Here is a 26,215-nt window from a genome sequence, read left to right as displayed (position 1 = left end):
GGTAGCGTGGACAGACGATGGACACCCTCTTCGATCTCCCCGCCGAGACCCCCGCGCGCAAGCCCGCTTCCGGCGGGCAGGCCGATCTGCTCGACGACCTGAACCCGTCCCAGCGCGAAGCCGTCACCCACGCCGGTGGCCCGCTGCTGGTGGTCGCGGGCGCGGGATCGGGCAAGACCCGGGTGCTGACCCGCCGGATCGCCTACCTGCTCGGGCAACGCCGCGTGCACCCCGGCGAAATCATGGCGATCACCTTCACGAACAAGGCCGCCGCCGAGATGCGCGACCGCGTCGCCGCGCTCGTCGGGCGGCGCGCGAACGCGATGTGGGTGTCCACGTTCCACTCGATGTGCGTGCGGATCCTGCGCCGTGAAGCCAAGACGCTGGACATGTCGTCGAGCTTCTCGATCTACGACTCGGACGACACGAAGCGGCTCATCACGCTCGTGGCGCGCGACCTCGACATCGACCCGAAGCGTTACGCCGCCAGGACTCTGGCCATCCACATCTCGAACCTGAAGAACGAGCTCGTCGACCCGGACGAGGCGTCGGCGAACGCGGCCAACGACCTCGAACGCCGCGTCGCCGAGGTCTACGTCGAGTACCAGCGGCGGCTGAACCAGGCCAACGCCTTCGACTTCGACGACCTCATCATGCGCACGGTCTCGCTGCTGCAGGCGTTCCCGGCCGTCGCCGAGTACTACCGGCGGCGCTTCCGCCACGTGCTGGTCGACGAGTACCAGGACACGAACCACGCGCAGTACACGCTGGTCCGCGAGCTGGCGGGGACCGCGCCGAACGAGTCGGGCGTCGAACCGGCCGAGCTTGTCGTGGTCGGTGACGCGGACCAGTCGATCTACGCCTTCCGCGGCGCGACGATCCGGAACATCGAAGAGTTCGAACGGGACTTCCCGAACGCGCACACCATCCTGCTGGAGCAGAACTACCGATCCACGCAGACGATCCTGTCCGCGGCCAACGCCGTCATCGAGCGGAACCCGAACCGCCGGGCGAAGCGGCTGTGGACGGATTCGGGCGACGGCGAGAAGATCGTCGGCTACGTCGCGGACAACGACCACGACGAAGCCGCGTTCGTCGCGAACGAGATCGACGCGCTGGCGGAGAAGGGCGAAGCCGACTACTCCGACGTCGCCGTCTTCTACCGCACCAACAACCAGTCCCGCGTCTTCGAAGAGATCTTCATCCGGCTCGGCCTGCCGTACAAGGTCGTCGGCGGCGTGCGGTTCTACGAGCGGCGCGAAGTCCGCGACATGGTCGCTTACCTGCGCGTGCTGGCGAACCCGGAGGACACGGTCAGCCTGCGGCGCGTGCTGAACGTGCCCAAGCGCGGCATCGGCGACCGCGCGGAAGCCGTCGTGGCGACGCACGCCGAGCGCGAGCGGATCTCGTTCGCCGCGGCGCTGCGGGACGCCGTCGAGGGCAAGGTGGCGCTGCTGAACCCGCGTTCGGTCAAGGCGATCAGCGGGTTCGTCGGGATGCTCGACGAGCTGGGCGACCTGATCACTTCCGGCGCCGAGGTCCACGACGTCCTCGAAGCCGTGCTGGAGAAGACCGGCTACCGGGTCGAGCTCGAGGAGTCGGACGACCCGCAGGACCACACGCGCGTGGAGAACCTGGACGAGCTCGTCACGGTGGCCCGCGAGTTCACCGAGATCACCGCCGAGGTCGTCGCGGACGAGAACGCCGAGCTGGTCGTGGAGCCCGGGGTGCCGGCGCCGGGGTCGCTGCCCGCGTTCCTCGAACGCGTTTCGCTGGTGGCGGACGCCGATTCGGTGCCTTCGCCCGACGGCGGCGAAGAAGGCGACGGCGGCGCGGGCGTGGTCACGCTGATGACCGTGCACACCGCGAAGGGCCTGGAGTACCCGGTGGTGTTCTGCACCGGCTGGGAGGACGGCGTCTTCCCGCACATGCGGGCACTGGGCGACCCGACCGAGCTGGCCGAGGAACGGCGGCTGGCGTACGTCGCGATCACGCGGGCGCGCAAGCGGTTGTACGTCTCGCGCGCGATCACGCGGTCCGCTTGGGGCCAGCCGTCGATGAACCCGGCTTCGCGGTTCCTGGACGAGCTGCCGGGCGACCTCGTCGACTGGCGGCGGCTGGAGCCGTCCAGCCGCGGCTTCGGGTCGTTCGGCAGCGGTTCCCGCGGCACACCGCGGGCGGCGACCACCTGGGGCGGCCGGTCTTCGTCCGCGCCTTCGCCGGGTGTCAGCTCGTTCGGCAAGGGCTGGAAGGACACGGTGGCGCTGAAGCTGGACGTCGGCGACCGCGTCAGCCACGACAAGTACGGCCTGGGCACGGTGATCTCGTGCGACGGCGTCGGTCCGCGCGCCACGGCGACGATCGACTTCGGCGCGGCCGGCAAGGTCCGCCTGATGCTGATCGGCAGCGTGCCGATGGTGAAGCTGTAGCTTCCCGCCACTCGACCGGGTGAACCCGGCGGCGATCTCCGCGATCGCCGCCGGAATCGTCGTACCCCACCGGTAGAACTGACCCTGTAATCGAACACAAGTTCGACGAAGGGGGTAGTGTGGTGTGGACGCGGTGCTGTTTCACCTGTTGGCCGAAGGGGTACAAAAATATCTGCGAGGAGTCCTGGGGTCGGCGGTTCCGGATCGGGGTCCGGGCCCTTCGGGGGCTTCAGGAAATCCTTCGCATGCGGGAGCGGAGGCGTGCCGGCTGGCCGCCGCCTGGCGAGCGCTGCTCAGGCAGCACGAGCTCGGAGCGGACGGGCGATGTGTCACCTGCGGCCGGGGACGCCGCTGGACGACACGTCGAGCCGCGCGTGTCCGCTCCGCGGGGGGCGCTGTGCCTTGGGGCTGGTTGCCGGTCCGGAGGCCCGCCGAGCTGTGCACGGTGTGGCAGGTCGCGGTGGCGTACTTCCTCCGCCGGTTGCCGGGTGGGCAGCGCTAGCCGTTCCCGGGCGCTGAGACGCTTTCCGGCGGCCTCGGGCGAGCCGAGGGTGATCTCGGGTGCCCCGGGCGGCGTGGAACGGGCTGAAGGGCTCTCGGCCGCCGACGCGGTCGTGGCCGCTGCCACTGTGGACTGTCGCGGCATGCCGGCCGGAGCGGACGTCCGCTCGGCTGAGGGACGACGTCGTCCCTCAGCGGCGAATCATGGCTCTACGGCCGGGTTCCCCGATGCGCGATGGCCCGTGTACGCAGGCCATCGGTGTGGAGCGAACGAATCAGATGACGATGCCGCGCGCGGCCAGCCACGGCCGGGGGTCGATCTTCTTGGTGCCGTTCTGCCACACCTCGAAGTGCAGGTGCGGGCCGGTGCTCTGGCCGCGGTTGCCGATCTCGGCGATCTGCTGGCCGCACTTGACCTTCTGGCCCTCCTTGACGGAGAAGCTGTTCATGTGGCCGTAGACCTGGATCGTGCCGTCGTCGAGCTGGACCCGGACCCAGAGGCCGAAACCGCTGGCGGGGCCGGCGTCGATCACGGTGCCGTCGGAGGCGGCGTAGATCGGGGTGCCGATCGAGTTGGCGATGTCGATGCCGAGGTGGCTCGTGCCCCACCGGGCACCGAAGCCCGAGGTGAAGGTGCCGTGGGCCGGCAGGCAGGTCTTGGGACGAGAGGCTTCTTCGGCGGCCTTCTTGGCGGCGTCGGCTTCACGCTGCTCACGGGCCTGCGTGATCGAAGCGCTGTCGGAAAGCTTCGCGGCTTCGGCGGAGGCGTCGACCGCGTGCCCGGCCGGCAGGAGCTCGGGGGCGCCCCCGGAGCCCGCACCTCCCGAGGTGAACGACGCGCTGGCGTCCTGGCTGTTGGCCAGGGGCGTTACGGCGGCGTCGGAGTCGGTGATCGTCTTGAGCGTCGAGCCCGCAGCAGCGGCGGCGAACGCACCGGCCGCGACAGCGGCGACCACGACCCGGCCACGAAGGGCCGAGGAGGGCGGAGCGATGCGGTGCGCACCCCGGACACGAACGACCGCACCTTGCAGTGCGTCCTTCAGTGCCGGGGAAGGAGCTTGGCCGCCGGGGGAGCGGTGTGAAGCCAAGACGGAGCCTTCCATCGTCGGGGAGCCTGGTCGAGGACTGTGGGCGGGGGAACCCGGTGAGCCAACCTCGGGGGTGGTTCGCTCGTCGTCCTACTTCGTGACCTGACTGTAATGGGGACCGGGGGACAGTAACGAAGGGGCACCGCTGTAAGCAAGATCTGCCCCGTCGGTCGGCCGATCGGGTGGCAAGGATCTTGCGTCCACCTGTGGAGATTACCCAAAGTTAGACGGGGTTTACTGCATTGGTTGTGACTTGCCTTACAGCTCTTGCGGACCGTTATGGACAGACGAGCGGAGTTGAGGGGTCGGAGGGCTGGAATAAGGGTTTGCCTGGGGATGTTCAAGCCCTTTCGACACCTGGGTGCGGCCCAGGCTGAGCTTGGGGCGTGGACGCAGGCGCCTCACGAGGACTCGCGGAGCGACCGTTCATCGACGCACGTGAACCGCTCACCGACTCGCATCGGAATCCCGTCCGTGGGCGCCGGGTTTGTCCGAGTTCTCGGGGTTGCGCGGCGAGGATTCATAGGTTCCTGGTGACGGGGTCACGCTTTCGACCACTGTCGATCAGGCCGAGACCCAGCCTTGAGACCTAACCTCCGGCGAGCTTCCCGACGCAGGCCCGGCAACCCACACCGCCCGGAAGTCCGTACTTCTGGCCGCCCGGCCCCGCCGGGCAGTCCGCATCGCCGGCCGCCGCATCGCTCGGCTGCCAGCCCTGCGGGCCAGCCCACACCGGCTCGGCAGCCCCTACAGCTGCCACTCGCCCCGCCTGGCAGCCCGCCCCCTGGCCGCGCCCCGCTCGCTGGCCCGCCCCGCTGGCCAGCCCACATCACTCGACAGCACTCGCTGCTGGCCTCTGGCCCGCGCCGCAGCCCGGTCGCAGCGCTCGGCAGTCCGTAAGGCTGGCCGCAGGGGACATTCGGCGGTCCGTACTGCCGTCCGGCTCGCACCGCCCGGCAGTCCGTCCCGCTGACCAGCCCGCACCGCTCGACGACTCGCGCCCCGCTGGGACGTCCCGCACCGGCCGGACTTGCTAGCGTCGCGGGCGATGCCCCCACGCTCAGAGCCCCCGACCGGGAGCACCCCCGGCTCCCCGGCCTCCCCGCAGGACCCCGCGGCCACCCATTCCCCCGGCAAGCGGAAGCCTCCTCGCGCACAGACTTCCCGGCAGACGCCCAAAGAAACCACCGAATCCTTGGAATCCTCGGAAGCGGCGCCCGGCCAAGCCCCCACCGACGCGCAGAGCCCTCACCCCGAGCCCGCCGACGCGGCGAAGGCCGAGGCCGGCCCGGCGAACACTCGCGCGCCGAGCGCTGGGCCCGGATCCGCCGATGCGGCGAAGGCCGGGTCCGCCCGTGCGGCGAAAACCGGGGCCGACTCGGCGAACACCCGCGCGCCGAGTGCTCGGCTCGCGCCGAAGGCGAGTGCCACCGATGCGGCGACTGTCCGCCCCGCCGGCGCGGCGAAGTCCAGGCCCACTCGCCCGGCCGGCCCAACAACCACCCGACCCAAGCCCCCGGCAACGACCGAACCCCCCACCTGGGCCGAAGACACCACCCCCTCCGGCCCCCTGACCACCGCCCTGGTCCTGGCCGCACTCGGCGCCATCGCTCTCACCGCCGCCGGCTTCATCCGCGTCTCCCCAGCCGCGGCCCCCGGCTTCACCAGCTGGCCCTGGCTAGCCGTCCTCGCACTCGCACCCGCCGTCGCCGCCATCGCTGTCGCCGGTCAAAGACCCGCCCTCGCCAAAGGCCTCCTCCTCGGCCTGGCCGTCCTCGCCCCCGGGCGGCTGGTGCTCGACCTCCAGTTCGCCGTCAACGGCCCCCTCACCATCCGCCCCGAGCTCTACCTCCCCGACCACTTCATCGGCGGCTCCGCCGTCGGCGCGGGGTTCTGGCTTCTCCTCGCCGGACAGCTCCTCACCGGGGCCGCCGGGGTCGCCGCCTGGCGGGCCGGCCGAAACAACGACGAACCCGAACGTCGACGGTGGCGGCTGCTCGTTCCGCTGCTCGCCGTGACCGCCTCCGTCGGGCTGCTGACCGCTCCCGTCGGCTCCGACAACGGCTTCCTCCTCGCCCGCGCCGCCTTCGAGGGGCCCTGGCCCGCCCTCGGCGGCTACCTGCTGCTCGCCGCCGCGCTGCCGCTGACCGCCGCCCTCGCCCTCGCCTCTCCCTCCGAAACCACCGCGAAAGGCACCCTGCTCGGCCTCACCGCCGCCGCCTTCGGGGTCGCCGTTCCGCCCGTCCTCTCCGGCCTGGCGAGAGATGACCTGCACGTCGCCTGGGGTCCCGTCGTCGTTCTCGGCGCGATGGCCGTCACCGCCGGGCTCGCCTTCACCCGGCTGACCGAAGCCACGGAAACCACCGAACGCGACGTCAAGATCGTCGGCCTCTTCTGGTGGCGGCTGACGACCGGCATGCTCGGCCTCGCCACCGCGGCCGCCGCCCTGATCGGTGCCTTCGCGCCGCAAGTCGCCGTCACCGCGCTCGACCCCGGTGCCGACGCCGTGGTCCGGGCCGCCGCCGAAAGCCCCGCGCGGTGGTTCCTGCTCGTCGCCGCGCTCGTCGTCGCCGTTGCCGCGCTCGGCGTCCTCGTTCCCGGCACGGCCCGGGCCGCACGTCCCGTGCTCGGGCTCGCCTGGGCGGGGATCGTCCTGGCCGGCACCGCCGTCCTGAACACCGCGCTGACCGCCACCCAGGCCGGCAACCTCGCCGGGTTCGGGGGCGCGGACCTCGGCGGCACCTCCGGTGCCACCCCCGTCTTCAGCTACGACCTCGGCGCCGGCGCGGCGTGGACGTTCGCCGCGCTCGTGCTCGCCGCTCTGGTCGCGCTCGCCGCCGTCGGGACCGGGGTCGTCGAACGCGAGGACGCCGACAGCCGCGCCGAGGCGGGCACGAACCTGCTGACCCCCGTCGTCGCCGGTGGGGTGCTGGCGATCGCCGCCTTCGGGCTGCCCGTCTTCAGCGTGCCCGGCTACCTCGCGCCCGGGCTCTGGTCGAACTTCGACACGCCCTCGTGGGGACTGCTGACCGCCGTCGTGACGGTCGTCGGCGCGGCCGCGCTGGCGCTGCGGTCGCGGCCCAAGCCTGCGGCGGCGCTGCTGACCGGTGCCGCTCTGCTCGTCGCGCTGCACGCCGCGGAGCTGCCGCTCGTCGGCGGCGCCCTCGGCGACGCGAGCCCGTCGACCGGCTTCTGGGTCGCCCTCGCCGCCGTGGCCGCGTTGCTCGTCGCGGCCGGCCTAGCGGTCGCGGGTGGTCGCGGGCGGCCGACGTGAGCCGTGAGCGGTCGCGGGTGCTCGTCGTCGAGTTCGCCCGCCCCGACCCGGCCGCCGTCGCGCTGGGCCGCGCGCTGCGCGACGACGGCATGGAGGTCGTCCACGCCGGTCGGCTGGACACCGTCGAGCAGATCGTCCGGACCGCCGAACAGGAGGACCCGGACGCCGTCGCCGTGTTCGGTGAGCCGCCCGGCCTCGAACGGGCGCTCGACCCCGTCCGCGTGGTCACGGTCGACGGGAAATCCCCGGAAGAAGCCGTGGAACGGTTGCGCGGTGGGCGGTCTCACACCGCGGGAACACCGTCTGACCGCGCACGGTGACCGACTTCACCAGGTGCGGAGTCTCCTTCGTCTGCGCAGGTCGCTAACCTCGACTGGTCCGACAGCGCGGTCCGGTCGCGGACCACCTGCAGTGGCGTGTCGTCAGGAGACTGGAGTAGTGGACCTCTACGAGTACCAGGCGAGGGATCTCTTCGCCGCCCACGGAGTACCGGTTCTGCCGGGCTCGGTGGCTAGCACCCCCGAAGAAGCCAAGGCCGCCGCGGAGCAGATCGGTAACCAGGTCGTCGTCAAGGCGCAGGTGAAGGTCGGCGGCCGCGGTAAGGCGGGCGGCGTCAAGCTGGCCCAGACCCCGGACGAGGCGAAGGAGAAGGCGGAAGCCATCCTCGGCCTCGACATCAAGGGCCACATCACGCGTCGCGTGCTGGTGGCCGAAGCCTCGGACATCTCGTCCGAGTACTACTTCTCCTTCCTGCTGGACCGGTCCAACCGGACCTTCCTGGCGATGGCGTCCTCCGAGGGCGGCATGGAGATCGAGCAGCTCGCCGTCGAGCGCCCCGAGGCGCTCGCCAAGATCCCGGTCGACTCGATCACCGGTGTCGACAAGGCGAAGGCGCTCGAGATCCTGAAGGCCGGCAACTTCCCGGCCGACATCATCGACGAGGCCGCCGACGTCGTCGTGAAGCTCTGGGAGACCTTCGTCTCCGAGGACGCCACGCTGGTCGAGGTCAACCCGCTGGTCCGTGACCCGCAGGACAAGATCATCGCCCTCGACGGCAAGGTCACCCTCGACGAGAACGCGGACTTCCGCCAGCCGGGCCACGAGGCCCTGGTGGACAAGGACGCGGAGAACCCGCTCGAGGCGAAGGCCAAGGCCAAGAACCTCAACTACGTCAAGCTCGACGGCCAGGTCGGCATCATCGGCAACGGCGCGGGCCTCGTCATGTCCACTTTGGACGTCGTGGCGTACGCGGGCGAGAAGCACGGCGGCGTGAAGCCGGCGAACTTCCTCGACATCGGCGGCGGCGCGTCGGCCGAGGTCATGGCGGCCGGGCTGGACGTCATCCTCAACGACACCGACGTGAAGAGCGTCTTCGTCAACGTCTTCGGCGGCATCACCGCGTGCGACGCGGTCGCCACCGGCATCGTCGAGGCCCTGAAGATCCTGGGTGACGAGGCCACCAAGCCGCTGGTCGTCCGCCTGGACGGCAACAACGTCGTCGAGGGTCGCCAGATCCTGGCCGACGCGAACCACCCGCTGGTCACCGTGGTGGACACAATGGACAACGCGGCCGACAAGGCTGCCGAGCTCGCCGCGGCAGGTGCGTGAAGATGTCGATCTTCCTGAACGAGAACAGCAAGGTCATCGTGCAGGGGCTCACGGGCTCCGAGGGCATGAAGCACGCGACCAAGATGCTGAAGTCCGGCACGAACATCGTGGGTGGCGTCAACGCCCGCAAGGCCGGCCAGACCGTCACCATCGAGGGCAAGGACCTCAAGGTCTTCGGCACCGTCGAAGAGGCGATCAAGGAGACCGGCGCCGACGTGTCGGTCATCTTCGTGCCGCCGAAGTTCGCGAAGGACGCCGTCGTCGAGGCGATCGACGCCGAGATCCCGCTGGCCGTCGTCATCACCGAGGGCATCCCGGTGCACGACTCGGCCTACTTCTGGGCGCACGCCGTCGCGAAGGGCAACACGACCCGCATCATCGGGCCGAACTGCCCCGGTGTCATCAGCCCGGGCAAGTCGAACGCCGGCATCATCCCGGCCGACATCTCCGGCCCGGGCCAGATCGGCCTCGTGTCGAAGTCCGGCACGCTGACCTACCAGATGATGTACGAGCTGCGGGACATCGGTTTCTCCACCGCGGTCGGCATCGGCGGTGACCCCATCATCGGCACCACGCACATCGACGCCCTCGAGGCGTTCGAGGCGGACCCCGAGACCAAGGTCATCGTGATGATCGGCGAGATCGGTGGCGACGCCGAAGAGCGCGCCGCGGCCTACATCAAGGACAACGTGACGAAGCCGGTCGTCGGCTACGTCGCGGGCTTCACCGCGCCCGAGGGCAAGACGATGGGCCACGCGGGCGCCATCGTCTCCGGCTCCTCCGGCACGGCCGCCGCGAAGAAGGAGGCCCTCGAGGCCGCCGGCGTCAAGGTCGGGAAGACCCCGAGCGAGACCGCCGTCCTGGCGCGTGAGCTGTACAACAACCTCGGCTGAATTCGCTGAGTAACCGCTGGTCGAGCCGGGCGCCCCACAGGCGCCCGGCTCTTCCGCGTTTCACGACGAAACCTCCCGAGGTATTCACGCGTCTGATGGGCTGGTGGCCTTGGAGTGCGCTAGCGTTCTGCGCACGCAAGCCGCCTCGTCTTCCCCGGGTGCCCGCGTGCCCCGGAGTGCCGGTCGAACCGACAGGAGTGCTTCCCGATGACCTTCCCCAGCGGTGGGCCTGGCTACCCCCAGCAGGGTGGCGGCCAGCAGCCCCCCGGACCGCCGTCCAGTGGCTTCCCCGCGCAGCAGCCGCCGCACTCGCACCAGGCACCCTCGGGCGCCGCGGGCCTCACGCAGAACCTGCCGCTGCTGCTCGCGCTGGGCGTCGCGGTCTTCGGCCTCGTCCAGTACTTCCTCGGGTTCTCCGACAACGGCAACGTCGGCCTCGGCACGACGTTGCTGCTGGCCGGCGGCCTGCTCGCCGCGATGCACGCCCTGCCGAAGGGCCCGAAGACGCTGCCGTTCGCCGCGCTGCTCAGCGTGCTCGGCGCGCTCGACGTCCTGGACACGCTGATCGGGATGCAGACTTCGCCCGGCATCGTCACCGTCATCCTGATCCTGGGGATCCTGCAGATGGCCGCCGCGGTCGGCGCGGTGCTGATCGAGTACGACGTCGTCAAGCCGCCGGCGCCGAAGCCCGCCGCGCCGTCCTACGGCGGCCAGTACGGCCAGCCCGGACCGGCCGGACAGGCCGGCCAGCCCGGACAGCAGCAGTACGGCCAGCCCGGTCAGCAGTACGGCCAGCAGCAGCCGGGGCACGGGCCGGTTTCCCAGGCCGGGGAGCCGTCGCCGCCGTTCACGCCGGGCCAGTACGGCTCGCCGAACCCGCCCTCGACCACGCCGCCGCCGGGGCCGCAGGCCACGACGTACGCCCCGCAGCAGGGCTCGTTCTTCCAGCAGCCGCCGGGGGACAACCCGCACACGCCGCCCGGCGGTTTCGGCAAGAGCTGACGTAGTTCCGGCACCCGCTGTGACGCTCTGTGTCACAGCGGGTGTCTTGCACTCCGGGGGTTACTCGACCGGGTGGGTTAGCTTCCCCACGCTGCCCGGCGGCGGCGTGGCTCACCCGGTCGGACCAGCCCGGATGTCAGGGTGCGGATCATGGACCTGCTCACCGACTCCCGCGAGGAGCCGGTGGGCGACCTCGAACCCGACGTCGAACTCTCCGGGGCGGCGCGGGTGCGGGTGTTGCTCGCCGCCGCCCTCGGCCCGCTGGTCACCGGCTACGCCGTCGTGGCGACCGTGCTGACGCTGGTGGCGCTCACCGCCCCGCGCACCGTCTTCTCCGGCACCGGCGTGCTGCTGGCCGCCGGGCCCGGCTGGCTCGCCGCGCACCAGGTGCGGCTCGACCTCGGCGTCCACCCGCTCGGCGTGCTGCCGCTGCTGCCGACGCTGGGCGCGCTCGCGCTGGCCGCGCGGACGGCGTCCGGTGCCGTCGTGCGGCTGGGCTACCGGACACCCCGTGAGGCCCTGCCGGTGTTCGCGACGATCACCGGCGCGCACGCGCTGTTCGGGCTCGTCATCGCGCTCTGCGCGCAGGGCTCGTCGGTGACGGCGAACCCGCTGGTCGCCTTCGCCGTCCCCGGGCTGCTCGCCGCGGCGGCTTCGGCGGTGGGCATCGTCCGGTGCTGCGGGCTGCCGGACGTCGTCGCCGAGCGCCTCGACCCCCTCGCGCTGCGCGGGGTCCGGGCCGGTGCGCTGGGGCTCGCGGTGCTGGTGGCCTGCGGGGCCGCCGTGTTCACCGTCGCGACCGCGCTGTCCTGGCGGACGGTGGCGGACATGTACGAGCCCGCGCTCGGCAGCAGCTTCGGGATGTTCCTGCTGTCGGTGCTGTACCTGCCGAACGCCGTGACGGCCGTGCTGTCGTTCGTCACCGGCCCCGGCTTCTCGATCGGCGACCTGAACGTCGGGATGTTCGGCTACCGCGGCGGCGCCGTCCCCGGCGTTCCGCTGCTGGGCGGCCTGCCCGAGCACCACGCGGCGTGGTGGCCGGCGCTGCTGGTCCTGCCCGCGGCGACCGGCGTGCTCGTCGGCTGGTCGCTGCGCAAGGTCGACGCGGACCCGGCGCAGCGCATCCGGACGGTCGCGGTGGCCGGCGCGGTGGTCGCGCTCGGCTGCGTCCTGCTGGGCACGCTGTCCGGCGGTCGGCTCGGCGACGGCGCGTTCGACCCGGTGAGCGTCCCGGTCGGTGTCGCGTCGGTCGTCGCGTTCTGCTGGATCGTCATCCCGGGCGCGTTCACGGCGTTCTTCGCGGGTGAGCACGAGCCGCCCGCGCCGCCCGAAGCACTCGAAGACAACGAAGCCTTCTCGGACGCCGAAGACGTCGACGTCGACGAAGCCGCCGAGGCCGTCGAGGAACTCGAAGAGTCCGAAGAGGACGAAGAGACCGAAGAAGAAACCGAAGAAGAACCCGACGAGGACGCGGAGTTCGACGCCGAGGCCGACGCCGAGCTCGGTCTCGAAGAACCGGCCGACGAGGTCCCCGAGGCCGACGAGGTTGTGACCGGAGGCACCGAGACCTGCGGCGACGTCGAGGCGGCCGAGACCGACCGTTAGGGTTGACGTGACCTGGTGAAGCGCCGTGCGCCCGGCTGCGCACCGCCCGCGGCAAGGAGCCCGCTCTGTCTCAACGGTTGGACCTGCCCACTCCGGTGAAGCTCGTCGTGCTCGCGTCGGGTTCCGGCACCCTCCTGCAGGCGGTGCTGGACGCCACCGGGCGGTCCGGCTTCCCGGCGAAGGTCATCGCCGTCGGCGCCGACCGCACCGGCATCGAGGCCCTGACCCGCGCCGAGCGCGTGAGCATCCCGGCGTTCACCGTCCGCGTCGCGGACCACCCCGACCGCGCGGCCTGGGACAAGGCGCTGACCGAGGCCGTCGGGGCCTACCAGCCCGACCTGGTCGTCTCCGCCGGGTTCATGAAGATCCTCGGCGAGCAGTTCCTCGGCCGGTTCACGGTGGTCAACACGCACCCGGCGCTGCTCCCGTCGTTCCCCGGGATGCACGCGGTGCGCGACGCGCTCGAGGCCGGCGTCAAGGTCACCGGCTCGACCGTGCACTTCGCGGACGCCGGGGTCGACACCGGGCCGATCATCGCCCAGGAAGCCGTCGTCGTGGAAAACGACGACACCGAAGACGTCCTGCACGAACGGATCAAGGCCGTCGAGCGCAGGCTGCTGGTGGAAACGATCGAGCGACTCGGCCGCGGCGGCTGCGCCGTGGACGGACGAAAGGTGACATTTCGTGAGCACTGACCTGGGACGGCGCCCGGTCCGCCGGGCGCTGATCGGCGTCTCGGACAAGGCGGGCCTGCTGGACCTCGCGACCGGCCTGCACGCGGCCGGCGTCGAGATCGTCTCCACCGGCGGCACGGCGAAGGCCATCGCCGACGCGGGTGTCCCGGTCACGCCGGTCGAAGACGTCACCGGCTTCCCCGAGTCGCTGGACGGCCGCGTCAAGACGCTGCACCCGAACGTGCACGCCGGGCTGCTCGCCGACCAGGGCAACCCCGACCACGTCGAGCAGCTGCGCAAGCTGGACATCGCGGCGTTCGACCTGCTGGTCGTGAACCTGTACCCGTTCACGCAGACCGTCGCCTCCGGCGCGAGCCCCGAGGACTGCGTCGAGAACATCGACATCGGCGGCCCGGCCATGGTCCGCGGCGCGGCGAAGAACCACGGCAGCGTCGCGGTCGTCGTCGACCCGGCCCGCTACGGCTGGGTCCTGGAGCGCGTCGCCGACGGCGGCTTCGACCTCGCCGACCGCAAGCGCCTCGCCGCGCAGGCGTACGCGCACACGGCGTCCTACGACATCGCCGTCGCTTCGTGGTTCTCGAATGTGTACGCGCCCGCGGACGACTCCGGCTTCCCCGAGTTCTCGGGCATCAGCTGGGAACGCGGCGAGGTGCTGCGCTACGGCGAGAACCCGCACCAGAAGGCCGCGCTGTACAAGGGACACCGGGCCGGGCTGGCGCACGCCGAGCAGCTGCACGGCAAGGCCATGTCCTACAACAACTACGTCGACACCGACGCCGCCCGCCGCGCCGCGTACGACTTCGACGGGCCCGCCGTCGCGATCATCAAGCACGCCAACCCGTGCGGCATCGCGGTCGGCACCGACATCGCCGAGGCGCACCGCAAGGCGCACGCGTGCGACCCGGTTTCGGCCTACGGCGGCGTCATCGCGACGAACCGGCCGGTCAGCCGCGAGGCGGCCGAGCAGATCGCCGAGGTGTTCACCGAGGTCGTGCTGGCGCCGGACTTCGACGCCGAGGCGCTGGAGATCCTGCAGCGCAAGAAGAACATCCGGCTGCTGAAGCTCCCGGAGGTCCCGGCGTCGCCGATCGAGTTCCGCCAGATCTCCGGCGGCGTGCTGGTGCAGACCGTCGACGCGATCGACGCGTCCGGCGACGACCCGGCCAACTGGCAGCTCGCCACCGGCACCCCGGCCGACGAGCAGACCCTGCGCGACCTCCAGTTCGCGTGGCGCTCACTGCGCGCGGTCAAGTCGAACGCGATCCTGCTGGCCTCCGACGGCGCGACCGTCGGCGTCGGCATGGGCCAGGTCAACCGCGTCGACTCGTCGCGGCTCGCGGTCTCGCGGGCGGGCGACCGGGCCAAGGGGTCGGTGGGCGCGTCCGACGCGTTCTTCCCGTTCCCGGACGGCCTGGAGGTGCTGGTCGAGGCCGGTGTGCGGGCGGTCGTGCAGCCCGGTGGCTCGGTCCGCGACCCCGAGGTGATCGCGGCCGCGGAGAAGGCGGGCGTCACGATGTACCTGACGGGGACGCGCCACTTCGCGCACTGACCCCGGCTTCGCTTCGAGAGGGAGGGCTCGATGCAGCAACCACCACCGCCGTACGGACAGGGACAGCCGGGGCCGCAGGGGCCGTATCCCCAGCAGCCCGGCTACCCGCCGCCTGGCTATCCGCAGCAGCAGGGATATCCGCCGCCGGGCTACGGCCCGCCGATGCGGCCGCCGAAGAAGAAGCGGACCGGGCTGATCCTCGGGATCGTCGGCGCGGTGGTGGTGCTGCTCGGCGTGGGCATCCCGGGTGCGATCTTCGCGAGCGACTACTTCGCGAGCACCGGCGCGGCACCGTCGTCGTCGCCGGTGCCCGCCGAGTGCCAGGTCCCGGCCCAGACGCTGGAAAAGGCCGGTTTCCCGAGCTTCGCGCTGGGCGGCCCGGGCACCGCGAACGTCCCCGGCCTGAAGCAGGTCAACTGCAGCTGGAAGCCCGGGCCCGACGAGAACGTCCGCGACGCCACGCTGAGCGTCCGCATCACCGGGTACTCCGGGGAGGGCGCCCGCGAATCGGCGAACCAGCTGTACCAGCCGAAGGCGCCGGAGGTCCCGCCGACCGACGTGAAGGGCATCGGCGACAAGGCGGCGCTGGTCCGGCTGGTCACGAAGAGCGCGTTCAGCGGCTCCGAACTGCACGTCCTGAAGGGCACGACGGTGGTCATCGTCGAGGTGTCCGGCTGGGACAAGGGGTTCTTCTCGAACTCGCCGATGCCGCAGCAGGAGACCGACGACGCCGTGAAGGCGGTCGGCGCGGAGATCGTCAAGAAGCTGCGCTAGGGCGGAACAGCGCGTAGATCACTTCGTCGCACCAACCACCGTCGCGCCAGGTGACCTCGCGCATCACGCCTTCGCGGTGGAAGCCCGCCCGCTCCAGCGTTTTCTGCTCGGCGGTGTTCCCGCCGTCGGTGAACGCTTCGAGCCGGTGGGCGCGCGTGACCGAGAAGAGGTGCGCGACGAGCAGCCGGTGCGCGGCCAGGCCGACGCCGTGGCCACGGTGCTCCGGCAGCAGCGTCAGGCCGATCTCGAAGCAGCCTCCCGGGGGCCCGCCGCGGTCGGCGGCTTCCCAGCTCGCCATGCCGGCGACGACGTCGTCCGCGGTCACGGCCAGCGCCGTGTCGTGCGGACCGACGTAACCGTCGTCGGCCCAGCGACGCCGGCGGATCCGCGGGTCCGCGAACCCGGTCCACTGGTGGGCACCCAGTACCGCGGGGTCGGTCGCGAACCGGTCCAGGATCGGCAGGTCCTCTTCGCGGAAGGGGCGCAGCGCGATGCCGGTCACGCGGGCGCGGGCAGTGCCTTGCAGAGCGCGACCGGGAACTTCGGCTCGGCCGCCCGGATCTCCTGGCAGCCGGCCGACTTGACCTGCGCGAACGACGTCCAGCCGGAGTCGTTCCAGCGGAAGACCGTGCGAGCGGGCGGCTCGGTCTGGCGCACCGGCAGGTCGAGGACCAGCCAGTTCGGGTCGCACCCGCGGGTCGTGCCCGCGCTCTGGGCGCCCGTCGCGGACACCGCGGCGCCGATCCAGGCCGGGTCGCAGTGGTCGGCGGGCGGGGCGCAGGTGCCCTGGGGAGCGCAGTGGCCCCAGCCGGCGCCGAGCTTGTGCCAGGCGTTGCCGTTGTCGCCGTTGAGGATCACCGTGCGGTCCGCGACCGGGGTGGTCGTGGCCAGCCGCAGCTCCGCGGGCACCTTGTCCTGGCAGCCGCCCGCGGCGGGCCGGGTCGAGTAGACGACGTCGGCGCGGACGTCGGTCTTGGTCTCCACGACCTGCTCGATGCGCGGGTCCTGGACGCAGCCGGGGTCCTTGCCGGGCAGGGCGACCTGCACGAACAGGCTCGTGTCGTCCGGTCCGGGGCGGATCCCGGTGACGTCGGCGCGGAACGAGCGCCACTCCACGCCCATCGTCGTCGGCCCGGGGGCCGCGGCCTTGGCGCCGGGCACGCCGCCGCCCGCCGTGAGCACGACGGTCAGCGCCGCACCCGCCGCGACCAGCGCGCCGGCGATCCACAGAGCCGGCCGTACGGTCATCGCCCACCCCCAGAAGTCACCGGCGAATCTAGCCGACGCCGCAGCGTCAGGCGGGCGGACCGGGTTTTTAGCGCTGTGTGACCTCTTTCTCGAGATACACGGCGCCGCTGATGTGGCCGCCCGCGTCGGGCGCGGGGGTGAGCTGATAGCCGGCCCGCTGGTAGAGCGTGATGTTGCGGGCGCTGCGGGCGCCGGTGAACAGGGCGAACCGGCGTGCGTCGGCGGGTGCGTGCGCCTCGGCGTGCTCGAGCAGCCGGCGGCCGAGCCCGCGGCCGGCGAGGTCCGGCGCGACCATCAGCCGGCCCAGCTCCCAGCAGTCGCCCTCGAGGCGGGCCCGCACCGCGCCGACGAGCCGGTGGTCCTGCCGCAGGACCCACGTCGACCAGGTCTTCGTCCAGTCGCGGATGTCCTCGAGGGTTTCGTGCAGCGCGGGGATGTCGAGGGTGTCGTTGAGGACGGCCTCCTGGACCCAGCAGCAGCGTTGCAGGACGAGCAGTTCCGGGCAGTCTTCGAGCCGGGCTTCGGTGAGCTCCACGCGGCTCTGTCTAGCGATCGGGGTTCGGCGTGGGCAACTTCATTTCCCTGGCGGGTGAGCCTTTCCCGGCGTTTCCTGTCCCACCAGTGGGTGACTTGACACGTCGGGTGGTTCGCGGTTGACTTGTCCACGTCGAACAAGTGTTCGACGTGGAACCGCCGCCTTCCCCGCGGCGAACCAGTGCCGTCGGTCGAGTTTTGGGAGAGGCCCGACCGCCGGCCTAGTCCGTGGTGGGGAGGTGCGTGCGGTGACCGCTGTGGTGGAGCCGCCGGTGGCCCGGCTGGCGGCCCTGCCCGGGGTCAGCACGGCGAGCCGGGTCGCGGCGCAGGCCGAGCGGGCGCGGGCGACGGGGAAGGTGCTCCCGGTCGTCCCGGCGCTCGCCGGGTTGCTGCCCGCGGGCGGGCTCCGGCGCGGGAGCACGGTGGCGGTCCACGGGGGGACGTCGCTGCTGCTGGCGCTGCTCGCCGAGGCCACCGCCGCCGGGTCGTGGGCGGCCGTGGCCGGCCTGCCGTCGCTGGGGCTGGCGGCGGCGGCCGAGTACGGCGTGGACCTCGCCCGGGTGGCGCTGGTCCCGCGTCCGGGCCCGGAGCTCCCGGCGGTGGTCGCGGCGCTGCTCGACGGCGTGGACCTGGTGGTGGTCAACGCGGACAAGGTGCAGGCAGCCGTGGCGCGGCGGCTGTCGGCCCGCGCCCGGCACCGCGGGGCGGTGCTGCTGGCATCCGGCGCGTGGCCGGCGGCGGACGTCGAGCTGTCGTGCCGGTTCTCGGCGTGGTCCGGTCTCGCGGACGGTTACGGCCACTTGCGTTCGCGGCAGGTTTCGGTCCGGGTCCACGGCCGCGGCGCGGCGGCCCGCCCGGCCTCGGCTTCGCTCACGCTCCCCGGCCCTGCGGGCTCGATCGCTCCCGCGGCACGTCCCGTCTCCGTCCAGGACGAGGCCACGGCATGACGCCCAGTCCAAAGTGGACCCCCAGCCCGGCCGGCCCCGAGAGGCTCAAGTCCGCGTGTCGTCCACCCAGGCACGCGTGTCGTCCCGCCGGGTACGCGTGTCGTCCGCTCAATCACGCGAGTCGTCCCTCTGAGCACGCGTGTCGTCCCTCCAGTTACGCGTGTCGTCCGTCTGGGTACGCGAGTCGTCCCGCTGGGTACGCGGGTCGGCCCTCTGAGCGCACGTGTCGACTCTTCAATCACGCGTGTCGACCGTCCAATCACGCGTGTCGGCCTCTCGGTCACGCCTGCCCGTCCGGCCTTCGCCACTCGCGCGGGGAGGCCGCATGACCGTCCCAGCGCAACGTCGTTCCTCAGACCTCGCCACCCGGATGCTCGTGCTCTGGTGCCCGGACTGGCCCGTGGTCGCCGCCTCGGCCGTCGCTGGGGTTCCCGTCACCGCGCCGGCCGCCGTTTTCAGTGCGAACCGCGTCGTCGCCAGCAACGCCGTTGCCCGGCGCAATGGCGTCCGGCGGGGGATGCGGCGGCGGGAGGCGCAGTCGAACTGTCCGGACCTGGCCGTCTTCGCCGCCGATGACGGCCGGGACGCGCGGCTCTTCGAAGCCGTCGCTCGGGCTGTCGAGGCGCTCGTCGTCGGGGTCGAGGTTGTGCGGCCGGGGCTCGTCGCGGTTCCCGTCGACGGCGCCGCCGGGTACTTCGGTGGCGAGCACGCCCTCGTCGAACGGCTCGTCGACGACGTCTCCGCCGCGGCGGGCGTCGAGTGCCAGGTCGGTGTCGCCGAAGGGCTCTTCGCCGCGACGCTCGCCGCCCGGTCCGGGGCGCTCGTCGAACCCGGGCGCGTCGCCGAGTTCCTCGCTCCGCTGCCCGTCACCGAGCTCGACCAGCCGGGCGCCGAACGCGCGGATCTCGTCGACCTGTTGCGACGGCTCGGGTTGCGGACGCTCGGCGCGTTCGCGGAGCTTCCGGAGCGTGACGTCGTCAGCCGGTTCGGTGCCGGCGGCGTCCTCGCGCACCGGCTGGCGCGGGGCCGCTCCGAACGTCCGCCGCTGCGGCGGAGCCCGCCGCCCGAACTGACGCTCACCGAGGAGTTCGACCCGGTCGTCGAGCGGGTCGACGTCGCGGCGTTCCTCGCCAAGGGCCTCGCGACGCGGTTCTGCGCCGGCTTGGCCGGGCACGGCCTGGCCTGCACCCGGCTCGGCATCTACGCGGTCACCGAAGAGGGCGAACATCTTGGCCGCGCGTGGCGGTGCGCGGAACCGCTGACGCCCACCGGGGTCGCCGACCGCGTGCGCTGGCAGTTCGAAGGCTGGTTGCGCGCCGCGCCGGGCCACCGTCCGACGTCGGGTGTGGTGCGGCTGCGGCTGGAACCCGAGGAGGTCGTCGAAGGGCGGTCGCTGCAGCTCGACCTGTGGCAGAACGGTCGTTCCGCCGAGGACGACGAGCGCGCGGCGCGGGCGTTCGTGCGGGTCCAGGGCCTGCTCGGGCCGGAAGGTGTGGTGACGCCGGTGCTCGACGGCGGCCGCGACCCGGCCGGCCGCGTCCGGCTGGTGCCCTGGGGCGACCCGCGCGAGCGGACGACGCCGGCGGACGCGACCTGGCCGGGCCGGCTGCCGGCACCGTCCCCGGCGACGGTCCTCGACCGTCCGGTGCCGGCCCAGGTCTTCGACGCCGAGGGCAGGCCGGTGGGCATCACGCCGCGCGACCAGCTCACGGCGGTCCCGCGCGGGCTGAGCATCACCGGCGGCCCGCACCGCGAGGTCGTGGGGTGGGCAGGGCCGTGGCCCCTGGCGGGCGACCGCCGAAGACCGGGTCCGCGACGGGCACGCCTCCAGCTGCTGCTCGCGGGCGAGCCGGACGACCCGTCCGACGCGGTGCTGCTGCACTGCGCGGGCACGGAAAATCCACTGTGGACGGTCGAGGGAGTGTACGACTGAGCATGGACGAGGACTACGCACGAAAGCTCCGAGCCTGGCTGCGCGCAGAGCCGGGGGCAACGCCCCGAAGGGCGGAAGAGGAGCGCGAGTGGCTGCGCGAAGTACCAGCCCCGGCGGCCGGTGACCGGCACCCGGCGCCTGCGGCCGAGAGCAGCTGGGCAGCCGACGAGCAGTTGCCGGCGCCCGGGGGTTCGACTGGTGAGCGGCCTCTGGCCCCGGCGGCTGACGGCGGTTGGGTGGTTGGCGAGCAGCTTCCCGCGCCGGCGGCCCACGAGGGTTTGGCTGGTGAGCGGCCGCCGCTCGGGTCCGCGAGCGGTGACGCGCGGGTTGCGGCTGACCGGACGCCTGCACCCGAGCCCGACTCGGGTGAAAGGTGGTCGGTTCGCGGGCAGCTGCCTGCCGGGCAACCCGACGCCGACGACGAGTGGGTGTGCCCGGTGATCGTGCTGCCGGTGCCGCGCTCGTCGCGGGAGAACGGCTGCCGGATGAGCGACGCCGAAGTCCGCAGCCGCCGGAACCACCCCTCGGGAAGGTTGCGTGAGGAGGCCGCGGAGCCTCGACATGTGAGCGACGCCGAAGCTCGGAGCCGCCGGAACCACCCTTCGGGGCGGTTGCGTGGGGAAGCCGCGGAGCCCCGGCCGCTCCGCGAGAGCGAAGCCGAAGCCGAGGCCCGCAGCCGTCGCAACCACCCGTCAGGACGGCGGGAAGAAACCGAAGCCGAAGCACGCAGCCGCTGGAACCATCCCAGCAGCTGGCACCGACGCCGCCGGGAGGGGCACCTGCCCGGAGAACACGAGCCCGGGAGTCGCTAGATGGGCTGGAACAACCCACCCGTCCGCTGGAAGGACCTCGCCCGCAGCCTTGCCGGCGAGGTGCCTCCCGGGGACCACGGGGACAGCCCCGCCTGGGGCCGGCGGCGCGAGACCTACCAGCGGCCCGAAGACCTCCCCGCCCGGCGCAACGACGACGGCGGCGAGGCCGTCCGCGTCCCCTACGCCGAGCTGCACTGTCACTCCAACTTCAGCTTCCTCGACGGTGCCAGCCATCCCGAGGAGCTCGTCGAGGAAGCCGCTCGTCTCCAGCTCGATGCCATCGCCCTCACCGACCACGACGGCATGTACGGCGTCGTGCGCTTTGCCGAAGCCGCGCGGGAACTGGGCGTCAACACCGTCTTCGGCACCGAGCTCAGCTTCGGCCTCCGGAACCCGCAGAACGGCGTTGCCGACCCCGAAGGCGAGCACCTCCTTCTGCTCGCCCGCGGTGATCAGGGCTACCGGGCCCTCTGCCGCGCCATCACCGCCGGCCAGATCCACGAGGACGCCGAAAAAGGCAAACCTCGCTACGACCTCGGTGCGGTCGCCGAGGAAGTCGCCGGGCAGTGCGTTGTCCTCACGGGCTGCCGCAAGGGCGCCGTGCGCTCTGCCCTCGTCACGAACGGCCCCGGAGCCGCCGCGGAAAAACTGCGAGAACTCGTCGAGCGGTTCGGTCAGGACAACGTCTACGTCGAGCTCACCGACCACCGCCAGCCCCTCGACAGCACGCACAACGACGTCCTCACGCGGCTCGCCGGCGAACTGCACCTCCCGACCGTCGCCACCACCGCCGCGCACTACGCCCGGCCGGAACGCGCTCCGCTCGCCGACGCGCTCGCCGCCATCCGGGCCCGCCGGGGCATCGACGAGCTGGAAGGCTGGCTGCCCGCGGCCGGGACCGCCTTCCTCCGCGGCGGCGCCGAAATGGACGTCCTGTTCCGGCGGTACCCCGGCGCCGTCCGCCGCTCGGCCCTTCTCGGCATGGAATGCGCTTTCCCGCTCAAGCTGATCGCCCCGGAGCTGCCGCCCTTCGACGTCCCCGAGGGCCACACCGAGACGACCTTCCTCCGCGAACTCACCCGGAAGGGCGTGGACGAGCGCTTCAAAGGCAAACCGCACGAGGACAAGGCACGCGAACAGATCGAGCACGAACTCGAGATCATCGAGCAGCTCGGCTTCCCCGGCTACTTCCTGATCGTCTGGGACATCGTCCGGTTCTGCAACGACCACAAAATCCTTTGCCAGGGCCGGGGCTCGGCCGCGAACTCGGCCGTCTGCTACGCCCTCGGCATCACGAAGGTCGACTCGGTGGCCAACAAGCTGCTCTTCGAGCGCTTCCTCGCCCCGGACCGCGACGGCTACCCGGACATCGACCTCGACATCGAGTCCGACCGCCGCGAGGAGGCCATCCAGTACGTCTTCAAAAAACACGGCCGCCTGCGGACCGCCCAGGTCGCGAACGTCATCACCTACCGCGCCCGGTCCGCCGTCCGGGACGCCGCACGCGCCCTCGGCTACTCGCCGGGCCAGCAAGACGCCTGGAGCAAGCAGATCGACCGCTGGGGATCGTTGCGCACCACCGAAAAGGACCACGACCACGACATCCCGGACGACGTCGTGCAGCTCGCGTTCGCGCTCGAGGACTTCCCGCGGCACCTGGGCATCCACTCCGGTGGGATGGTCATGTGCCACGAGCCGGTGAGCCAGGTCGTGCCGGTGGAGTGGGCGCGGATGGCCGACCGCAGCGTCATCCAGTGGGAGAAAGAGGACTGCGCCGCCGCCGGCCTCGTCAAGTTCGACCTGCTCGGCCTCGGCATGCTTTCGGCGCTGCACTACATGCTCGACCTCGTCGAGGAGCACAAGGGCGAGAAGATCGACCTCGCCGAGCTGGACCTCACCGATCAGAAGGTCTACGACATGCTGTGCCGCGCCGACGCGATCGGCGTGTTCCAGGTCGAAAGCCGGGCCCAGCTCGCGACCCTGCCGCGCCTCGAGCCGCGGGAGTTCTACGACCTCGCCGTCGAGGTCGCGCTGATCCGGCCCGGCCCGATCCAGGGCGGTTCGGTGCACCCCTACATCCGCCGCAAGCAGGGCCGCGAAAGCTGGGAGTACGACCACCCGCTGCTGGAAAACGCGCTGCACAAGACCAAGGGCGTGCCGCTGTTCCAGGAGCAGATGATGCAGATCGCCCTGGACGTCGCGAACTTCACCGCGGCGGAGGCCGACCAGCTGCGCCACGCGATGGGGTCGAAGCGCTCGGAACGGAAGATGGAGCGGCTGCGGCAGCGCTTCCTCGAAGGTGCCGCCGCGAACGGCGTCGAAACGGAACTCGCCGGGAAGATCTTCCTGAAGCTCAAGGCGTTCGCGAACTTCGGCTTCCCGGAGAGCCACGCGCTGAGCTTCGCGCACCTCGTGTTTTCCAGCGCCTACTTCAAGCTCTACCACCCGGACGCGTTCCTCGCGGGCCTGCTGCGCGCGCAGCCGATGGGCTTCTACTCGCCGCAGTCGCTGGTCGCCGACGCGCGGCGCCACGGCGTCACCGTGCACGGCCCGGACATCAACCGCAGCCTGCCGCACGCGACGCTGGAACCGTTGCCGGACAAGGGACACGCTGTGCGCACCGGGCTGAGCACCGTGCGGATGATCGGCGAGGACGTCGCGAAGCGGATCGCCGCCGAACGACAGGAAAACGGCGACTACACCGACATGGCCGACGTCGCCCGCCGGGTGCGGCTGAAGACCCCGCAGATCGAGGCGCTCGCCACGGCCGGCGCGTTCGCCGGGTTCGGCGGCGACCGCCGGCAGGCGCTGTGGACCGCGGGTGCCGTCGCCGGGGAACGCCCGGAGAAGCTGCCGGGCCTGGTCGGCGGGCAGGCCCCGGTGCTGCCCGGGATGGACGGCCTCGACCTCGCCGCGGCGGACGTCTGGGCCACCGGCGTCTCACCGGACAGCTACCCGACCGAGTTCATCCGCGACCGCCTCGACGCGCTCGGCGTCGTCCCGGCGAACGGCCTGGCCGGCCTCGAAGACGGCGCGCGCGTGCTGATCGGCGGCGCCGTCACGCACCGGCAGCGCCCGGCGACCGCGGGCGGCGTCACCTTCCTCAACATCGAGGACGAGACGGGGATGGTCAACGTGATCTGCACGCTCGGCCTGTGGCAGCGCTACCACCGCGTCGCGCGCGCGAGCCCGGCGCTGCTGATCCGCGGGGTGGTGGAGAAGGCCGACGGCGTGGTCAGCGTGCTCGCCGACCGCGTCGAGGCGCTGCCGATGCGGATCAAGGCGAAGTCGCGGGACTTCAGGTGAGCGGGCGCCGCACGATCGTGACGATCTCCGGGCTGTCATCGGTCACCGGCGTCCGGTCCCAGTAGCCGTACTGCTCGTCGACGACCAGCCCGGCGTCCGCGATGAACTCGCCCAGGGAAGGAACGTCGAGGAAGCGCAGCGTGCTTTCGCTGTACTGCGGCGCGTCCCAGCTCGGGCTTTCGTACGTCGCTTTGAAGGTGACGTACCCGTTCTCGAACGGGCCCGCGTCGTTCCACGACCGCACTCCGCCGGCTTCCGACACATTCCGCGGAGTCCAGCGCTCCCAGGCCCGAGCGGCCGGGTTGCGCGTGTCGAACCCGAACCGGCCACCGGGCCGAAGCGCGCGGCGGACGGCCGAGAACGCCGTCCGGAGCTCGTCGTCGGTCAGCAGCACCTGGAACGCGTGCCCGGTCATCACGGCGAAGTCGAACTCGCCGTCCCAGGCGGCGGTCGACAAATCGCCGTGCACCCACTCGACGTCGTCCCGGCGGCGAGCCTGGATCAGCATGCCTTCAGCGGGATCGAGGCCGACGAGCCGTCCTTCGTGGCCCGACTCGCGCGCCCAGTGCAGCAGCGATCCGGTGCCGCAGCCGACGTCGAGGACCGACTCCGCGGCCATGATCATCGGCAGGTAGAACGCGAAGTCGCCGCTGCTCTCGCGCGGGTTCATCGTGTCGTAGAGCGAGGCGAGGTAGGGATCGACGTAGTCGTGGTCGGGCACGGTGTCACCGTAGTGAGCAGGTCGGGAAAGATCACCCGGTTTTCGGCGCCAGGCCCAGCAGTTCCGGGCGGGCGGCCAGCTCCAGCCAGTACGCGCCGGGGTCGGGGAGCAGCCGTCGCCGATCGAGGTCCAGCAAGCCCGACACCGACGTAACCGAAGCGACGTGCGTGCCGTCCGGCGCGTGGAACTCCTGCACCACCCGGGAAGTCTTCCCCTCGCCCCACTGGAACGCGCAGCTGACGGACACTTCGCTCCCGGGGACGAGCTCGCGGTGGAACCGCACGGTCGTCTCCAGGTTCACCGGGCCGATCCGCCGCGCGGCCAGCTCGGCCGGGTCGATGCCGGCCGCCCGCACGCACACCCAGCGCGCGTGGTCGGCGTAGGCGAGGTAGGCCGGGCCGCGGACGTGGCCGTTGACGTCGAGGTCGTCAGCGCGCACCGCGATGGTGACTCGGAACATGCGCCCGATCGTGGCGTGCGGGCGCGGTGGGCGTCTGGAACTTTTCGGCCACCCGCACGAGTGCCGCAGGGGAGGAACCGGACAGGCGACGGCATTCGCGGCCGAGGTGGGACTGGTCGGCGTACCCGAGTTCGGCGGCGACGCCGGCCAGCGACGCCCGCCCGGCGGCCAGGGGTTCGAGCAGGCGCAGGAACCGCTGGAACCGCCGGACGCGCTGCAGCTGCTTCGGCCCGGCGCCGACGGCGTGGACGAAGTGCCGCCGCAACGCGCGTTCGCTGATCCCCACGGCGACCTCGGACGTCCGCGTGGTCGCGCCGAGGGCCCGCACGGCGGCCAGCACCCGCCGGTCCGGCGTCGCACTCCGGCGGGCGACGAGTGTCTCGAGGATTCCGCGCTGGGCATCGGGATCAGCGGTCGTGGCCAGTGCTTCTTCGGCACGGCGGGCGTCCGCGCCCCAGAGGTCGCTCAGCCGGGTGGCACCGGCGGGCAGCTCCGGCATCGCCGTGCCCAGCACGGCGGCCGCGGCCCCGCACCGCAGCCGCACGCCCACGCGCGACGCCGACGCGGGCACCCACAGCCGCACCGGCGCGCCGACCGTGACGACGACGGTCAGCGCGTCGCCGTCCCAGACGAGGTCCGCGCAGCCGTCCGGGAGCACGCGCAGCGGCCGCGCCCAGCCGGTGTGCCCGTGCCAGCCGCAGGCCAGGACTCCGGCGAGCGCGACGGGCGGCGCGACTTCGCGGTAGACCGACCGCGCCGCCACCGGCCGCAGCGGGATTCCCATGGGCCCAGTATGCAGCGGTCAGGAACTGTCCTATTTCGATCTTACGGTCGGG

General features: G+C 72.1%; 21 protein-coding genes. 13 read left to right on the top strand and 8 right to left on the bottom strand.

The window, feature by feature from the left end; genetic code table 11:
- Positions 1 to 17 precede the first annotated feature (17 nt).
- Positions 18 to 2,429, top strand: a complete 2,412-nt coding sequence (gene pcrA / locus ACZ7OU_RS02220) for a DNA helicase PcrA (protein ID WP_470253995.1) — start codon at positions 18 to 20, stop codon at positions 2,427 to 2,429.
- A 776-nt stretch (positions 2,430 to 3,205) separates the two neighbouring features.
- Here the strand turns inward: pcrA and ACZ7OU_RS02215 are convergent.
- The gene (locus ACZ7OU_RS02215; RefSeq protein ID WP_470239438.1) at positions 3,206 to 3,886 is read right to left on the bottom strand and encodes a M23 family metallopeptidase; all 681 of its coding nucleotides are present in this window, start codon (positions 3,884 to 3,886) and stop codon (positions 3,206 to 3,208) included.
- 1,380 nt (positions 3,887 to 5,266) lie between these two features.
- Positions 5,267 to 5,449 (bottom strand): hypothetical protein, encoded by a 183-nt coding sequence (locus ACZ7OU_RS02210; RefSeq protein WP_470253994.1) that lies wholly within the window; start codon positions 5,447 to 5,449, stop codon positions 5,267 to 5,269.
- A gap of 361 nt (positions 5,450 to 5,810) precedes the next feature.
- Here ACZ7OU_RS02210 and ACZ7OU_RS02205 point away from each other — a divergent pair, with 361 nt between their 5' ends.
- The 9 genes from ACZ7OU_RS02205 to ACZ7OU_RS02165 all read left to right on the top strand — a co-directional run bounded on the left by ACZ7OU_RS02205 (position 5,811) and on the right by ACZ7OU_RS02165 (position 15,418).
- Positions 5,811 to 7,292 carry a hypothetical protein gene (locus ACZ7OU_RS02205; RefSeq protein ID WP_470253993.1) on the top strand — a complete coding sequence of 494 codons (1,482 nt, stop codon included), beginning with the start codon at positions 5,811 to 5,813 and terminating at the stop codon, positions 7,290 to 7,292.
- Positions 7,289 to 7,612, top strand: coding sequence for a hypothetical protein (locus tag ACZ7OU_RS02200; protein ID WP_470253992.1), 324 nt, complete (start codon positions 7,289 to 7,291; stop codon positions 7,610 to 7,612). The genes ACZ7OU_RS02205 and ACZ7OU_RS02200 overlap by 4 nt, the downstream gene beginning before the upstream one ends.
- Positions 7,613 to 7,730: 118 nt before the next feature.
- On the top strand, positions 7,731 to 8,900 hold the full coding sequence (sucC, locus tag ACZ7OU_RS02195; RefSeq protein WP_470239434.1) for an ADP-forming succinate--CoA ligase subunit beta: 1,170 nt from the start codon (positions 7,731 to 7,733) through the stop codon (positions 8,898 to 8,900).
- A 2-nt stretch (positions 8,901 to 8,902) separates the two neighbouring features.
- A complete protein-coding gene (sucD, locus tag ACZ7OU_RS02190) occupies positions 8,903 to 9,793 on the top strand; it encodes a succinate--CoA ligase subunit alpha (protein WP_360480574.1) in 891 nt (296 codons plus the stop codon).
- Between the two features lie 207 nt (positions 9,794 to 10,000).
- Complete coding sequence (locus tag ACZ7OU_RS02185) at positions 10,001 to 10,795, top strand: DUF5336 domain-containing protein (RefSeq protein WP_470253991.1); 795 nt, start codon at positions 10,001 to 10,003, stop codon at positions 10,793 to 10,795.
- A 150-nt stretch (positions 10,796 to 10,945) separates the two neighbouring features.
- Positions 10,946 to 12,400, top strand: a complete 1,455-nt coding sequence (locus ACZ7OU_RS02180; protein WP_470253990.1) for a cell division protein PerM — start codon at positions 10,946 to 10,948, stop codon at positions 12,398 to 12,400.
- A gap of 77 nt (positions 12,401 to 12,477) precedes the next feature.
- Positions 12,478 to 13,095 carry a phosphoribosylglycinamide formyltransferase gene (purN, locus tag ACZ7OU_RS02175; RefSeq protein ID WP_470253989.1) on the top strand — a complete coding sequence of 206 codons (618 nt, stop codon included), beginning with the start codon at positions 12,478 to 12,480 and terminating at the stop codon, positions 13,093 to 13,095.
- A complete protein-coding gene (gene purH, locus ACZ7OU_RS02170; protein WP_470253988.1) occupies positions 13,085 to 14,644 on the top strand; it encodes a bifunctional phosphoribosylaminoimidazolecarboxamide formyltransferase/IMP cyclohydrolase in 1,560 nt (519 codons plus the stop codon). Before purN ends, purH begins: the two co-directional genes overlap by 11 nt.
- Positions 14,645 to 14,674: 30 nt before the next feature.
- A complete protein-coding gene (locus tag ACZ7OU_RS02165) occupies positions 14,675 to 15,418 on the top strand; it encodes a hypothetical protein (RefSeq protein ID WP_470239429.1) in 744 nt (247 codons plus the stop codon).
- Here ACZ7OU_RS02165 and ACZ7OU_RS02160 read toward each other — a convergent pair.
- The 3 genes from ACZ7OU_RS02160 to ACZ7OU_RS02150 form a co-directional block, all read right to left on the bottom strand.
- A complete protein-coding gene (locus ACZ7OU_RS02160) occupies positions 15,402 to 15,920 on the bottom strand; it encodes a GNAT family N-acetyltransferase (protein WP_470253987.1) in 519 nt (172 codons plus the stop codon). The genes ACZ7OU_RS02165 and ACZ7OU_RS02160 overlap by 17 nt on opposite strands.
- Positions 15,917 to 16,666, bottom strand: coding sequence for a hypothetical protein (locus tag ACZ7OU_RS02155; protein ID WP_470253986.1), 750 nt, complete (start codon positions 16,664 to 16,666; stop codon positions 15,917 to 15,919). The genes ACZ7OU_RS02160 and ACZ7OU_RS02155 overlap by 4 nt, the downstream gene beginning before the upstream one ends.
- Before the next feature lie 67 nt (positions 16,667 to 16,733).
- Positions 16,734 to 17,201 (bottom strand): GNAT family N-acetyltransferase, encoded by a 468-nt coding sequence (locus ACZ7OU_RS02150; protein WP_470253985.1) that lies wholly within the window; start codon positions 17,199 to 17,201, stop codon positions 16,734 to 16,736.
- 247 nt (positions 17,202 to 17,448) lie between these two features.
- Here ACZ7OU_RS02150 and ACZ7OU_RS02145 point away from each other — a divergent pair, with 247 nt between their 5' ends.
- The 3 genes from ACZ7OU_RS02145 (at position 17,449) to ACZ7OU_RS02135 (ending at position 24,198) form a co-directional block, all read left to right on the top strand.
- On the top strand, positions 17,449 to 18,147 hold the full coding sequence (locus tag ACZ7OU_RS02145; protein ID WP_470253984.1) for a hypothetical protein: 699 nt from the start codon (positions 17,449 to 17,451) through the stop codon (positions 18,145 to 18,147).
- A gap of 325 nt (positions 18,148 to 18,472) precedes the next feature.
- Positions 18,473 to 20,080, top strand: a complete 1,608-nt coding sequence (locus tag ACZ7OU_RS02140) for a DNA polymerase Y family protein (protein ID WP_470253983.1) — start codon at positions 18,473 to 18,475, stop codon at positions 20,078 to 20,080.
- Between the two features lie 812 nt (positions 20,081 to 20,892).
- Positions 20,893 to 24,198: an error-prone DNA polymerase gene (locus ACZ7OU_RS02135; RefSeq protein WP_470253982.1), complete on the top strand. Its 3,306-nt coding sequence runs from the start codon at positions 20,893 to 20,895 to the stop codon at positions 24,196 to 24,198.
- On the opposite strand, the gene ACZ7OU_RS02130 is transcribed toward ACZ7OU_RS02135, so the two are convergent.
- The 3 genes from ACZ7OU_RS02130 to ACZ7OU_RS02120 are packed head-to-tail and all read right to left on the bottom strand — an operon-like array spanning position 24,191 to position 26,163.
- Entirely contained in the window at positions 24,191 to 24,919 is a 729-nt protein-coding gene (locus tag ACZ7OU_RS02130) for a class I SAM-dependent methyltransferase (RefSeq protein ID WP_470253981.1), read from the bottom strand. The two genes, ACZ7OU_RS02135 and ACZ7OU_RS02130, sit on opposite strands and share 8 nt — an antisense overlap.
- A gap of 31 nt (positions 24,920 to 24,950) precedes the next feature.
- On the bottom strand, positions 24,951 to 25,379 hold the full coding sequence (locus ACZ7OU_RS02125; RefSeq protein ID WP_470253980.1) for an acyl-CoA thioesterase: 429 nt from the start codon (positions 25,377 to 25,379) through the stop codon (positions 24,951 to 24,953).
- Positions 25,348 to 26,163 carry an AraC family transcriptional regulator gene (locus ACZ7OU_RS02120; protein WP_470253979.1) on the bottom strand — a complete coding sequence of 272 codons (816 nt, stop codon included), beginning with the start codon at positions 26,161 to 26,163 and terminating at the stop codon, positions 25,348 to 25,350. Before ACZ7OU_RS02120 ends, ACZ7OU_RS02125 begins: the two co-directional genes overlap by 32 nt.
- Between the last annotated feature and the right edge of the window lie 52 nt (positions 26,164 to 26,215).

It is taken from the genome of Amycolatopsis sp. NPDC114505 (assembly GCF_055633615.1).
Note: the sequence above shows the minus strand (reverse complement) of the source record. Positions and strands in the feature narration are given on the sequence as shown.

Coding starts and splice junctions, on each gene's coding strand:
- pcrA (WP_470253995.1), top strand. CDS start 18: ATGGACACCCTCTTCGATCTCCCCGCCGAGACCCCCGCGCGCAAGCCC.
- sucD (WP_360480574.1), top strand. CDS start 8,903: ATGTCGATCTTCCTGAACGAGAACAGCAAGGTCATCGTGCAGGGGCTC.
- ACZ7OU_RS02185 (WP_470253991.1), top strand. CDS start 10,001: ATGACCTTCCCCAGCGGTGGGCCTGGCTACCCCCAGCAGGGTGGCGGC.
- ACZ7OU_RS02180 (WP_470253990.1), top strand. CDS start 10,946: ATGGACCTGCTCACCGACTCCCGCGAGGAGCCGGTGGGCGACCTCGAA.
- ACZ7OU_RS02165 (WP_470239429.1), top strand. CDS start 14,675: ATGCAGCAACCACCACCGCCGTACGGACAGGGACAGCCGGGGCCGCAG.
- ACZ7OU_RS02155 (WP_470253986.1), bottom strand. CDS start 16,666: ATGACCGTACGGCCGGCTCTGTGGATCGCCGGCGCGCTGGTCGCGGCG.
- ACZ7OU_RS02140 (WP_470253983.1), top strand. CDS start 18,473: ATGACCGTCCCAGCGCAACGTCGTTCCTCAGACCTCGCCACCCGGATG.
- ACZ7OU_RS02135 (WP_470253982.1), top strand. CDS start 20,893: ATGGGCTGGAACAACCCACCCGTCCGCTGGAAGGACCTCGCCCGCAGC.
- ACZ7OU_RS02125 (WP_470253980.1), bottom strand. CDS start 25,379: ATGTTCCGAGTCACCATCGCGGTGCGCGCTGACGACCTCGACGTCAAC.
- ACZ7OU_RS02120 (WP_470253979.1), bottom strand. CDS start 26,163: ATGGGAATCCCGCTGCGGCCGGTGGCGGCGCGGTCGGTCTACCGCGAA.